Raw genomic sequence first — 12,061 nt, forward strand, 5'->3', positions numbered from 1 at the left:
CCGTGGCTGGAACGACGGCGACCAGGCGACGGAGGACCGAGGCTTGAAGCACCGGGCAGCAAAACCACTCGATCGGTACCGGTTGCGCCGCCCCTCGCCGCGATGCTCATTGACCACATCAAGCGCTTCCCGCCTGCGAGCAACGGCCGGCTGTTCGTGACCCGCCGCGGTCCGGGCGGAAGGCTGATTGAGCACCCCATCGGCACGCCGGTGCCCCGGAATGCGCTCTCGACGGCGTGGAAGCGAGCACGCAAGGAGGCGCTGACTCCGGCACAGGTGGCCTCCCCGCTGGCGCGGCGCCCATACGACCTACGACACGCCTGCCTGTCCACGTGGCTCAACGCTGGGGTACCTGCGCCCCAGGTCGCGGAGTGGGCAGGCAACAGCGTAAAGGTGCTGCTCGACTTCTACGCGAAGTGCCTCGACGGCGGTGTTGATGCTGCGTTGGACGCATCAGCCTCGCGCTTGGGCTTGCAGCCTCCGCGCAAGTTGCTTGATCGGCGACGCTCGTTCGTAGCCCGTTGGGGACGCGGACTTGAAGTGCGCGCCCCCAACGGTGCTGGCGTTAGCGGCGACGGATTACCTGATGGATGACGCCGAATGCGGCCAGGCCGAGAGCGATCGGTCCCGCCGTGCTAGGCCAGTGCCAGGCGATGCCGCCGATGGTCACACTGACCAAGAGAACGAGTGACAGGTGCAGGGGGATGCCGTCGTCCTGAGGGGACATTTCCGTCCTTCCGTTCGGCCCGCGTCGCGCGCTTCCCGGTATGCCGGCGCACTTTCCCCTGGTGTCAGCGGTGTGCATGCACACGGAACTTGACACAAGTTATCCTTAGTGCGTCCGTAGGTGGCTGCGACCCGCCTACGACGAAGCGCCCTGCGCGGGCGTGTAGTGGGTGCGATGGGGATGGCAGCATGCTGCTATCCCCATCGCCGCTACGGCGGTCTGCCATAACGTCATCTGCATCATACATACGGAACGTAACGAGTTCGCCCTGCTCGACTCAACGGCGTCCGTGCGCCAATTAGTTGACTCTTTCCCTTACGCAGTACCGCTTCTCGTTACCTGGTAACGCGTAAAGCGAGGCGTTACTCTTAGCCGGGTTGAGGCGCAAGTCGAGTCAGAGTTACCGTGCGTAGTAAATGAGGATGTTTCGCAAGCTTTAGTTCTTGGTACTTCGGCTACGGTTTGCCGGTGTTTTAAGGGTGGGGGCGAAATCTATGATCGGGTCGCGTGGCGGCCAACTATGGAGGCCGTGCGGTTCGACGTGAACTCTCGGTAGTTCGATGGTGCGGCGATTGACCCGTGAAGGACGAAACGCGACGAGGTAACCGACGTTCTGCCGCTCATTGCGGAGCGAAGACGGTTAGTTGGTGCGGGGCCCATGTCGCGATATTGTGATCCGCATCACAAGGGTGACATGGGCGTGTCGCGGGGGGAGGGGTAGAACCCGACGGGTTGCGACAGTTCCTCACGGGCCAGGCGGCTATGTGGGTCGTGCAGGCCGACTGTTGTAGGCGGACCGTTGTGGGCGCCACACCGCACCACTACGGCTTGTCCTTGGGGCTCGCGCCACGGGGCGACGTACCTGGCCGCCGCCGTCCTTCGTAGGGACGCATTTGGGGCAATGGCTCAGACTGAGTCGGTCACTCTGAGACTGAGCGGGACCGACGCAGAGGGCCTGTCACCGGCGTTTTCGCTGGTGACAGGCCCTTTCGCCTGCCTGGTGGCGGGTAGAGGATTCGAACCTCTGTAGCTTTCGCGACGGATTTACAGTCCTAGTCAGACTGGGCCTTCTACTTGCGCAACGCCCCCGAACGGCTCTCTGTTGTCGTGCCCAGGTCGCACGCGGTCCCAATCGGCCGGCCGCCCGATCAGCACCCGGCGTAGCGAGCGCGTTGAGGTGCCACCGCTCACACTGTGTCGCACCGCGCGGCTGCACGCGGTTACGCAGCTAACGCGACCTGCGCAACCGCCGCCGCAAGGCTAAACAACGCAACGACCAAGCCCGCTATAGCAATCTTATTCGATGCATCGTGGGCCTCAGAGATCACTATAGTTCTTCTCATGACTCCCCGAGCGAATCGCCAATACGACAGTGCGAGGGCACCTGACGTCACAACAATAAGCCCGATTACACCAAGAGCCTGGCTCGCGTCGAGCAGAAACGCCGCAGTCCACATCGCGGCCAGCGTCAGTAGCACCAGATTGGGTATCACCAGCTCGTATCGAACGAAGAAGGCACGCCGCCGCGACCGCGCACCCTTCAACACCTCTTCAAGCTGACCGGCCTTTCCGTAGACCCACGTCAGATCATTACCGCTTACGCGGAGGTGTGCCGCGCCATCGTCTAGATCGACAACAACCCGGCAGACTTCCTTCCGTCGCCAGAAGTCGATGTGCAGATTGCTGAGACTTTCCCTGGGTGCAGCTTCGGCTAGCAGCTCATCCAGCGACGCCGCTTGAACTTCCGTTTGACCTTCTTTGTACGAAAGATCCAACTCTGCCGAGGGTGAATCCGAGCCGTGAGCGATCGTCGCAAGAACCTTCTCAACGTCGGACTTGATCAACCGGCAACCGTGGATCGTCTTCCGAACCGAGGCATGTCGCACGCGAAACATCGTACTTGTCGCGAACAAGGATCATTAGCACCAGCGGAGCGGGCTGGCGTCGTGTGTCGATCGTCCGGGCGCCAACCGGGCCTGGCGCCCGTACGGTCGGCGCCGCCGTTGGCGCCCTGGGCGCCGCGCTGGCACTACGCGTCTAGGGTGGCGGATTCGTCTTCAGTCTCGTCTGCCATCTCTTCGGCGATCGCAAATAGGGCGTCCGCTCCGGAATACTCCCGAAGTGCCGCATGAAGCCACCCAACAAATGTTGTCCAGTCTGTCACCAAACGCATTAGCGCAGGCTGATGGGGGCCTGATGTGTTGCGCACTAACTCGACAAGTATATCCATTTAGGCGCGAATTGGGCCGATCATCACCTAAGGGCCAATAGTGTCCTCTGCGTAGCGCTGTCCGTACAAGGCCTGCGTCAGGTGGTCTACGGTGGCGCCATCCAGGCGTGATGGAACGCGAAAGACGCCTCGGTGGTCGCCAACCCGAAGCAGGCCGCCGTCCTGCTGGCCGCCGTGGCGGACGAAAGTCCCGAGCTGGAGGCGTTCTTCGGCTGCATGTACTACATGTACTACGCCGGGCTGCGGCCGGAGGAGGTGCTCCACCTCGCCGACGACGAGTTCGAGCGACCGCCGAGGCCCGGTGCTTGGAGCTGGCTACACCTGACCGGCGCGACGGTGGCGATCGGCCAGGGCTGGAGCAACGACGAGGATGTGACCGAGAATCGCGGCTGAAGCACCGCGCAAAGACGGCAACCCGGCAAGTGCCGGTGGCGCCGCCGCTCGCCGAGGTGCTCGCGAGGCACATCGCCAAGTACGCGCCCGCCGAGAACGGTCGGCTGTTTGTCACGCGCAGAGGGGCGTGGGGGAGGTACGTCCCGACCGCGGTCAACCGATCCCGAACAACACCTACACGACCGCGTGGCGGAGGGCCCGCGAGAAGGCCCCCACGCCCGCTCAGGTGCCGTCGGTGCTGGCCAAGCGGCCGTACGACCTGCGTCACGCCTGCCTCTCGACGTGGCTGAACGCGGGCGTACCGGCTACCCAGGTAGCCGAATGGGCGGGCAACAGCGTCAAGGTGCTGCTCGACGTCTACGCGAAGTGTCTCGACGGGGGAACGGACGCCGCGCTGTACCGCATCGGGTCGCGCTGGGGCTCGACCAGGGCGCCAACGAGGACGCCGCAGCTTGAACCACCGCAAACGTGGTCGCGTATTGGACGCGACGGGTGAGATCCGCCTGTTCTGAGTGAGACGGAGTGGGACCGACGAGAGAAGCCCGCGACCGGGGTTTCCCCTGGTCGCGGGCCTCTCTGTACTGCCAGTGCGGGTAGAGGATTCGAACCTCTGTAGCTTTCGCGACGGATTTTCAGTCCGCTCGCGCTACAGGCCAGCAGCTGCTAGCTGCACAAACGTCGCGTTCGACTGGGTGGCGGGGGCGTTATCAGCGCGGACGCCGCCGGGCAGGGGCATCCGGGGCCGCTCTGAGACTTGCCGAAGTGTCTGATCTAACGGAGGATTCCCGGCCGGGATAGCTGCATACAACATGGAATCCATGGATGCAAATTTGGTCGCGGCGTTGGCTGGCGTCATCCAGGCGGCTGGAGTGATTCCCGCGGTAGTCGTCGGCGCGATGGCACTCCGGGGAGATCGCAATGACCGGCAGGTGGACCGCGTTCTCGAACTTCATCGGGAGTTGGTCGGTGGCGATCTCAATGACGACCGCCACGAGTTGACGGTCGTGGCCAAGTCGCTCGGCAAGCCGATACCTCAACCAGTTCCGCTCAAGGATTCCGCCGACAAGAATGACGTGCGAGTGGTAAGGGTGCTGCGGTTTTTTGAGCGGGTGGAGGCGATTCGAATTTCGGGTGCCGCCAACGTGCCGCTGCTGGTGGAACTTCTCGGCCGCCACGCCGCCTGGTTGGATGTAGCGCTTGCGTACGACGATTCTAGCAATCCACGTAGGGCGATGCACTCGCTGGCGAATGCCTCCAACGAGTTTGCCAACTCGCGGCGAAACGTCGACCGCTATCCGTACCTGGCGGAGTGGGGGGACAGCAGAAAGGAGGCATTTTCCCCGGCGCTACTGGAATCGTACAAGAACCTTTGTTTGCAAACGACGCCGTCGGCCGCGACATGGCGTTGGCTTCAGTAGCGAGACGAAGGCCTGCAACCGGTCAGCGGAGGGCGCGGATGGCGGCGAGCGTGGTGTGGACGTTGAACTGCTCGCCGTCGTCGCTGGGCCAGCCGCCGTCGCTGCGCTGGGTCTCCGACAGGCGCTTGCGTGCGCCGCTCAGCAGCCAATCCTCCGTCGACATGCCGACGCGGCGCAAAGCCGAGAACATGCTTGCCGTGTCTGCGGCCGTCATCGACGGGACGCGGTCGGCCAGTGCGACCTGGATCTGGGCCGATTCGTAGAACCAGCCCAGGTGGTACAGCATCGCGCAGCCCAGCCAGCCGGTGACCAGGAACGAGGGCCAGGAGCCGTCGGGGCGCAGGGAGGCGCGGAAGGCCTCGGCGGCGCGGGCGATGCGGGCCGCGTGCTCGTCCTCGTCGCCGGGGGTGGGGCCGCCGACGATGAGCCAGAAGGCGGCGCTCGTCGTGAGGAACAGCTTGGCCTCGTCGTCGCCGGGCTGGGCCCACGGCGGGGCGATGCCGGCCAGGGACTCGTCCTCTTCCCACATGCCGTCCGGGCGCTGGCTGCGGGCCAGCCAGGTCAGGGCGCGGCGGGCCGCGGGGCGGTCGATGGCGCCCAGGTCGTCGAGCTCGGCCAGACGGAAGCATGTCGCGTCGACCGAGGCCACGTGGGCGCCCCAGTAGGCCGGCCAGCCGCCCGATGACGCCTGGCCGACCTCGGCCTTTTCCAGCACGTCAGCCGGAGGGGCCTGGCCCGTGCGGAGCCAGGCCAGGCGGGCGCGGTCCACGGCGTCGCCGTGGGCGACTACGTAGCCGATCGCGGCGTCAAGGTCGACCATGGGCCGTACCGTACCTCGCGCCCGCCTTCCCCGCGTGATCCGTTAGTACACCGGCAGTGAAGGATCGACGGTCTTCACCCAGGAGACCACGCCGCCCTGCACGTGGACGGCGTCCTTGAAGCCGGCGGCCTTGACGGCGGCGAGGGCCTCAGCGGAACGGACGCCGCTCTTGCAGTACAGAACAATCTGCTTGTCCTGAGGCAGGCCGGACAGCGCGTTGCCGTTGAGGAACTCGCCCTTGGGCTCGAGGCGGGCGCCGGGGACCCGGACGATCTCCCACTCGGCCGGCTCGCGCACGTCGATGAGCTCGATCGGCTTGCCGGAGTCCAGCCAGTCCTTCAGCTCGGTGGCGGTGATCGTCGAGCCGACGGTCGCGGCCTGGGCCTCGTCGGACACGGCGCCGCAGAAGTCGTCGTAGTCGATGAGGCCGGTGACGGTGGGGTTCTCGCCGCAGATCGCGCAGTTCGGGTCCTTGCGGAGCTTGATCTTGCGGTAGGTCATCTCCAGCGCGTCGTACACCATCAGGCTGCCCAGCAGCGTGTCGCCGACGCCGGTGAGGAGCTTGATCGCCTCGGTCACCTGGATCGCGCCGATGGACGCGCACAGCACGCCGAGCACGCCACCCTCGGCGCAGGAGGGGACCATGCCGGGCGGGGGCGGCTCCGGGTAGAGGCAGCGGTAGCAGGGGCCGTGCTCGGCCCAGAAGACCGACGCCTGGCCGTCGAAGCGGTAGATCGAGCCCCAGACGTACGGCTTGCCGAGCAGGACCGCGGCGTCGTTGACCATGTAACGCGTCGCGAAGTTGTCGGTGCCGTCGATGATGAGGTCGTACTGCGCGAAGATCTCCATCACGTTGTCGTTGCTGAGCGCCTCGTTGTGCAGCACGACGTTGACGTACGGGTTGATCTCGAGCACCGAGTCCCGCGCCGACTCGGCCTTGGGGCGGCCGATGTCCGACTGGCCGTGGATGATCTGGCGCTGCAGGTTGGACTCGTCGACGGTGTCGAACTCGACGATGCCGAGCGTGCCGACGCCGGCCGCGGCGAGGTACATGAGAGCCGGCGACCCGAGGCCGCCCGCGCCCACACAGAGCACCTTGGCGTTCTTGAGTCGTTTCTGCCCGGCCACCCCGACGTCGGGAATGATCAGATGACGCGAATAGCGGCGGACCTCGTCCACCGACAGGTCGGCGGCGGGTTCGACCAGAGGAGGCAGCGACATGGTTCTCATTCTGCCGCGCCCGGGTGCCAATCCCGAGTGAGCTACGGCACTTTGGGTCCGGTGTACCGCTGGCCGTCGACATAGGGCCAGGAGTTCGCCACGCAGCCCTTCAGCCCGTACGTCTGCTGCATCATGACCGGCGCGGGCTTTCCGTCGCCCGGGCAGGCCTCATGGCCATGGCCGAGCTCGTGGCCGGTCTCGTGGTTGATGACGTACGTCTGGTAGTCCGCCACCGGCGCCCCGTAGTCCGGTATGGAGGTCAGCCAGCGGGCGAGGTTGATGATGACCTTGCCGGCGATGCGGCAGGAGCTGTACCCGTCGGTGTGCAGCCCGGCCGTCGCGCACATCGCCTCCGAGGTCACCGGCGTGGCGAGAAACACGGTGAAGTCCGCGGCGCCCTCCCCCGCGACGCGCTGCAGCCGCACGTCGGCGCCGGCGGTCCAGCCGCGCGGGTCGCCGTACGTCTTCTCGATCGCGGCGGCGAAGGCGTCGGCCTGCTGGCCGGATCCGTTCTCGACGGCGACGCGGTACTTCTTCAGCGCCCCGGCGGCCCCGGCCACGGGCCCGGCGGTTGTCGCGTAGGCGAAGGTGCCCTCACCCTTGGCCGGGCCGGCCTCGGGCGGCGGGCTGGCCGGTTGCGAGGGCGGGGCGAGCATCGGGGCCTCGCGGCGGGCCGGCGCCGTGGACGGCTCGTCGTCGGAGGCGAAGAGCATCTGCCGGCCCATGCCGAGGATCGCGAGCAGCCCGGCTGAGGCCATCACGCCGGCCACCAGGTAGCGGCGGCGACGGGCATCCTCGCGGCGGCGGTGGCGGGCGGCGCGCACGATCTCCCGGGCGGCCCGCGGGTCGCTCGGCAGCGGCTCCGGCTCACGCCGGCGGTCGTGGATCAGCCGGCTCGCCATCGACGCTCAGCTTGCCATGCGCACCCGTGTGACGCGCCGCCGGTGGGGTTCCTGCACCTGTACCGCAACCGGCCGCCCGTCGGCCTGCGAGACCTCGTCCAACAGGCCGAACACGGCGCGGGCCACGGTGCGTGGCACCTCCATCTGCGCCACGTGGCCGACGCCCTCGAGCATCATCAGGCGGCTGTCCGGGATGAGCTGTGCGACCTGGGGCGCGGTGCGGATGTCGACGAGCCGGTCCTGCCGGCCGGTGATGACGAGGGTCGGCGCGGTGATCCGCGCGGCCGCCCGCCAGATGGAGCCCTCGCCCGGCAGGTACGCGCGCAGGAAGCTGCTGACCAGGCCGCGGAGGCTGGCGACGTAGGCTTCGGCGTACCACGGAACCTGATGCCGCAGGCGCGCCTCCTCGATGGCCTCCAGCCGCCGCTGCTCGGGGTAGCGACTCGGATCGGCGTAGCAGGAGTCGATCACCATGTCGGCGAGCGCCTCGGGGGCCATCGCCGACATGTGGCGCCCGGCCAGGCGGGCGGCGTTGGGCAGCAATAGCAGCGGGACGACCCGGCCCTGCAGCGAGCGGCGAGGGTCCAGAAAGGGCATCGCCGGCGAGATCAGCGTCAGCGAGCGGACCAGGTCGGGGCGCTTCGCGGCGGCCTTGACCACGGCGGCGCCGCCCATCGAGTTGCCGAACAGGTGAACCGGCCCGCGGTCGCTGTGCTCGATCCAGCGGATGACGTGGTGCGCCATCGCGTCGAGGGTGTAGCTGCGCGCCCGGCCGCTGTAGCCGAATCCGGGCAGGTCGATGGCCTGCCCGTCGAGCGCGGGGCCGTCCTGTCGGGCGGCGAGGATGCCGGCGAGGTCCGTCCAGTTGGTCGACGAGCCGCCCAGGCCGTGCACGTACACGGCGGGCTCGGCGCCCGGCGCCGCCGCGGGGGTGTCGCGGACGTACGCCACCGAGCCATCGAGATCGACCTCTCGCCCCGGCCACCGCTCCGGCAATCGCTCAGATGACGGAACGGTGAACTCCGGGACAAGAGACGCTCGCTTCATGCCCCCAAGTGTGACACCTGAAATTTACGGAAGCAGGGCTTCCAACCGCCGGTTGACGGCCGCGAGCGTCGCGCGGACCACGGCCTGGCGCGAGTCCCCGTCGCCGCTGACCACCGCGGAGCCGGTCAACTGCTCCACGAAGCCGTCGTACATCAGGAGCAGCACGACGACCGCGACCTCGCACCCGCCCAGGGCCACCACGGCGGCGTGCTCGATGTAGCAGCGCGCCCGGACGGTGGCGTCGGAGTCGATGAGCAACTGGTCGACGGCGGAGGCGGCGGCCAGGGCGGCGAGCTTCAGCATGTAGCCGTCGAAGTTGGGCCCGCTGGCCACGCCGATCGCCGGGTGGTTGTCGGCCGTCAGGCGCACCTCGACGGTCGCGTCGATGCCCTGCGTGTTGACGTCGACGGACTCGATGACGACCCGCGGCGAGACGATCGCACCCGGGTTGGGCGTGAGCGCCGGCGGCTTGCTCTCCGTGGGGCGGCGCGACCCGGCGGAGCTGACCGGACGGCGGCGGCGGGCCTCCCGTCCGGACCCCGGAAGGGCGCTGTGCGGCGTGTTGCGCACGGCCGGCCGGCCGCCCAGCGTGGGCGCCAGCGGCCCGGCGATGCCCGCCAGGGGGTCCGGCTCGCCGTCGTCCGGCAGGAGCGGGTTCTGCTCGGCGGACAGCCCCATCGTGTCGTTGAGCATGCGGGCGACGATGCGGCTGACCTGCCCGGCGTCGGCCTCGTCGGCCAGCTCCAGGCGCAGCGTGTGCAGCCCGTCGGCGTTCTTGCGCAGCGTGGCCCGGCTGACGCCGCTGACCGCCTGGACCGCGCGGAGCACGCTCTGCACGTCGAAGCCGTCGGGGCGCTCGTCCGGGCTCTCCGGGCCGAAGTCCTCGTCCTCGCGCAGCTTGTTGGTGATGCGGGTGAGCTCGGGCGCGCCGACGGCGACGGACTGCGGCTCGACCGCGGGCACCGGCGGCACGTCGGGCTCGGACGGCACGCGCTGGGGCAGCTCGGGTGCCTCGTACGTCGGCTCGAAGATGGCGTCGGCGAACGACGGCATCTGCGGCTCGCCGGCCGACAGCGAGGTCGAGGAGCCGAGCAGGACGGGCGGCAGCGGCCCGACCAGCGGATCGTCCTCCGGGACGCGCTGGGTGGGCAGCGGCTGGGCCTGCGGCGCCCGCTGGGTCTGCGTCGGTGCCGCGTTCTGCGGCGGTGCCGCGGGGGCCGGCGCCGGCTGGGGCTCATGCTGCACGGGCGGGTGCTGGACGGGCGCGGCCCAGTCGAACTCGGGCTGCGCGGGCTCCGGCGCCCAGTGCCGCTGCTCCGGCTGCTGGTACGGCGGCTCGGGCTGGTGATACGCCGGCTCGGGTTTCTGCTGGTACGGCGGCTCCGGCTGCGGCTGGTAAGGCGGCTCCGGCTGCTGGTACTGCTGGAACTGGTAGCCCCACTGGTCGGCCTGGTGCGCCTGCTGCTCGGCGACCCGGTCGAGGGCCGACGGCGGCTGCTCGTAGCCATAGGGCGACGGCGCCGGCTGCGGGGCCTGCACCTGGTACTGCTGCGGTTCGTCGAACGGCGGCTGGGGCCCGTGCAGGGGTTGGACGTCGAACGGGGGCTGCGGGCCGTGCAGGGGCTGCACGCCGAAGGGCGGCTGAGGGCCGTGCAGCGGCGCCACCGCGGGCGGCGCTTCGTGATCGACGCCGCTGAGCGCGCCGTAGACGGTGCCCGGCATCGGCGGCGCGGGGACGCTCTTGGTCTCGCCGGTGGCGCTGGAAGTGGACCACCCCTGCCCGTCCGGCGCGTAGTGGCCGTAGTGCAGCGTCGAGGTCGGCGGCTGGGCCGGCGGCGGCGCGGAGACCGGCGGGCTCATCGGGGCCAGCATGTCGGAATACGGACTGCGGACCTCGGCCCGGCCGCGGCTGCCGCCGTTGCCGTTCATGCCGTTGCCATTCATTCCGTTGCCGTTGAGACCGTTGCCGTTCATTCCGTTGCCGTTGAGACCGTTGGTGTTGAGGCCGTTGCCGTTGACCGTGGCCCGGCCGGCGATCGCGCCGGTGGCCGGCTCGCGCCAGGCGGAGACGATCGCTTCCAGGGCGTCGTCGCTGGGCGAACCCCCGTTGACGTGCCCGTCCGGGTAGCCGCTCCGGCCCCGGATCGCCCCCGGGTTGGCGCCGGCGTACGCGCCACCCACGTCCGGGCTTCCGGCTTGCCCCGTTTCGTCCACCGCACGCTCCTCCGTCGCCCCTAGGTGAGGCTACCGTGTGGGTGGAAAGGGGGTAAGTTGCAATCTCGACCCAAATCCGGATGGTGAACATGACCTCGGCGATGAGCGGCACGCAGGCGGCCGGTCGGCCCGTGCGGCTGCCCCGGTCGGCGCGGCGCAAGCAACTGCTCGCCGCCGCCCAGCAGGTCTTCGTGGCCCAGGGCTACCACGCCGCGGCGATGGACGACATCGCCGAGCGCGCGGGCGTCTCCAAGCCGGTGCTCTACCAGCACTTCCCCGGCAAGCTCGAGCTGTACCTCGCCCTGCTCGACACCCACTGCGACGCGATGGTCTCGCGGGTGCGCTCGGCGATGGAGGCGACCACCGACAACAAGGACCGGGTGCGGGGCGCCATCCAGGCGTACTTCGACTTCATCGACCACGAGAGTGAAGCCTTCCGGCTCGTGTTCGAGTCCGACCTGCGCAACGACCCGGCCGTCCGCGAGCGCGTGGACCGCGTCGAGACCGGCTGCATCGCCGCCATCACCGACACGATCATGGCCGACACCGGCGTCAGCCGCGCCCGCGCGGAGCTGCTCGCCTCCGGCCTGGTCGGCGCGGCCGAGATCGCGGCCCGCTTCTGGCTGGCCAACGGCCGCCAGGTGGACAAGGCGGAGGCCGAGACCCTGCTGACCACCCTGTCGTGGCGCGGCATCGCGAGCTTCCCCTTGCACGGCGAACACGCCTGACCGCGTTAATCTTCAACCACACTGGGTGTGCGGGCCGACGCACGGCCGCCGCTCCGATCAAGGAGGAAGACGTGGAGGTCAAGATCGGCGTGCAGTACGCGCCTCGGGAACTGGTGCTGGAGAGCAACCAGACGCCCACCGAGGTCGAGTCTGCGGTCACCGACGCGATCAACGGTGGGGATAAAAGCGTGCTGTCCCTGGTCGACGAGAAGGGCCGCCGGGTGATCGTTCCGGTGGGCAAGCTGGCGTACGTGGAGATCGCCGAGTCGTCGCCGCGACCGGTCGGCTTCTCGTCGGCGCGCTGACGCTTCGAACGGCATGCGAAGGGCCCTCGTCACGGGGGCCCTTTTGCTGCGCCGGC

At 68.7% G+C, this 12,061-nt stretch carries 11 protein-coding genes and 1 tRNA gene; 5 read left to right on the forward strand and 7 right to left on the reverse strand.

All coding sequences use genetic code 11. The annotated features are described in order from the left end of the window. Positions 1–1,947: 1,947 nt before the first annotated feature. Positions 1,948–2,571: a hypothetical protein gene (locus ACQEVU_RS47460; RefSeq protein WP_433336473.1), complete on the reverse strand. Its 624-nt coding sequence runs from the start codon at positions 2,569–2,571 to the stop codon at positions 1,948–1,950. A gap of 518 nt (positions 2,572–3,089) precedes the next feature. On the opposite strand from ACQEVU_RS47460, the gene ACQEVU_RS47465 reads away from it, so the two are divergent. After that, the gene (locus ACQEVU_RS47465) at positions 3,090–3,350 is read left to right on the forward strand and encodes a hypothetical protein (protein ID WP_433336475.1); all 261 of its coding nucleotides are present in this window, start codon (positions 3,090–3,092) and stop codon (positions 3,348–3,350) included. A gap of 127 nt (positions 3,351–3,477) precedes the next feature. Next, entirely contained in the window at positions 3,478–3,846 is a 369-nt protein-coding gene (locus ACQEVU_RS47470; RefSeq protein WP_433336477.1) for a hypothetical protein, read from the forward strand. 90 nt (positions 3,847–3,936) lie between these two features. Here the strand turns inward: ACQEVU_RS47470 and ACQEVU_RS47475 are convergent. Next, positions 3,937–4,023: transfer RNA gene (locus ACQEVU_RS47475), tRNA-Phe, on the reverse strand. Between the two features lie 136 nt (positions 4,024–4,159). Between ACQEVU_RS47475 and ACQEVU_RS47480 the strand changes: the two genes are divergently transcribed. Next, a complete protein-coding gene (locus ACQEVU_RS47480; protein ID WP_433336479.1) occupies positions 4,160–4,768 on the forward strand; it encodes a hypothetical protein in 609 nt (202 codons plus the stop codon). A gap of 22 nt (positions 4,769–4,790) precedes the next feature. Here the strand turns inward: ACQEVU_RS47480 and ACQEVU_RS47485 are convergent, their stop codons facing one another. Genes ACQEVU_RS47485 through ACQEVU_RS47505 form a run of 5 tightly spaced genes read right to left on the reverse strand, consistent with a single transcriptional unit; the run spans position 4,791 to position 10,972 of the window. Then, a complete protein-coding gene (locus ACQEVU_RS47485; RefSeq protein WP_433336481.1) occupies positions 4,791–5,588 on the reverse strand; it encodes a squalene--hopene cyclase in 798 nt (265 codons plus the stop codon). Positions 5,589–5,630: 42 nt separating this feature from the next. Next, positions 5,631–6,809 (reverse strand): adenylyltransferase/sulfurtransferase MoeZ, encoded by a 1,179-nt coding sequence (gene moeZ / locus ACQEVU_RS47490; protein ID WP_433336483.1) that lies wholly within the window; start codon positions 6,807–6,809, stop codon positions 5,631–5,633. Positions 6,810–6,850: 41 nt separating this feature from the next. Then, entirely contained in the window at positions 6,851–7,711 is an 861-nt protein-coding gene (locus ACQEVU_RS47495) for a DUF3152 domain-containing protein (RefSeq protein ID WP_433336485.1), read from the reverse strand. A 6-nt stretch (positions 7,712–7,717) separates the two neighbouring features. Beyond that, positions 7,718–8,758, reverse strand: coding sequence for an alpha/beta fold hydrolase (locus ACQEVU_RS47500; RefSeq protein ID WP_433336487.1), 1,041 nt, complete (start codon positions 8,756–8,758; stop codon positions 7,718–7,720). Between the two features lie 24 nt (positions 8,759–8,782). Then, positions 8,783–10,972 carry a hypothetical protein gene (locus ACQEVU_RS47505; protein WP_433336489.1) on the reverse strand — a complete coding sequence of 730 codons (2,190 nt, stop codon included), beginning with the start codon at positions 10,970–10,972 and terminating at the stop codon, positions 8,783–8,785. A gap of 89 nt (positions 10,973–11,061) precedes the next feature. On the opposite strand from ACQEVU_RS47505, the gene ACQEVU_RS47510 reads away from it, so the two are divergent. Then, a complete protein-coding gene (locus ACQEVU_RS47510) occupies positions 11,062–11,700 on the forward strand; it encodes a TetR/AcrR family transcriptional regulator (RefSeq protein ID WP_433339700.1) in 639 nt (212 codons plus the stop codon). A gap of 71 nt (positions 11,701–11,771) precedes the next feature. Then, positions 11,772–12,005, forward strand: a complete 234-nt coding sequence (locus tag ACQEVU_RS47515) for a DUF3107 domain-containing protein (RefSeq protein WP_433336491.1) — start codon at positions 11,772–11,774, stop codon at positions 12,003–12,005. Positions 12,006–12,061: the final 56 nt, after the last annotated feature.

The organism is Dactylosporangium sp. CA-139066 (assembly GCF_050936175.1).
Classification (GTDB): Bacteria; Actinomycetota; Actinomycetes; order Mycobacteriales; family Micromonosporaceae; genus Dactylosporangium.

Bases quoted from the DNA above. Each gene is read 5' to 3' on its own strand.
- ACQEVU_RS47480 (WP_433336479.1), top strand. From the start codon at position 4,160: ATGGAATCCATGGATGCAAATTTGGTCGCGGCGTTGGCTGGCGTCATC.
- ACQEVU_RS47485 (WP_433336481.1), bottom strand. From the start codon at position 5,588: ATGGTCGACCTTGACGCCGCGATCGGCTACGTAGTCGCCCACGGCGAC.
- moeZ (WP_433336483.1), bottom strand. From the start codon at position 6,809: ATGTCGCTGCCTCCTCTGGTCGAACCCGCCGCCGACCTGTCGGTGGAC.
- ACQEVU_RS47495 (WP_433336485.1), bottom strand. From the start codon at position 7,711: ATGGCGAGCCGGCTGATCCACGACCGCCGGCGTGAGCCGGAGCCGCTG.
- ACQEVU_RS47500 (WP_433336487.1), bottom strand. From the start codon at position 8,758: ATGAAGCGAGCGTCTCTTGTCCCGGAGTTCACCGTTCCGTCATCTGAG.
- ACQEVU_RS47510 (WP_433339700.1), top strand. From the start codon at position 11,062: ATGACCTCGGCGATGAGCGGCACGCAGGCGGCCGGTCGGCCCGTGCGG.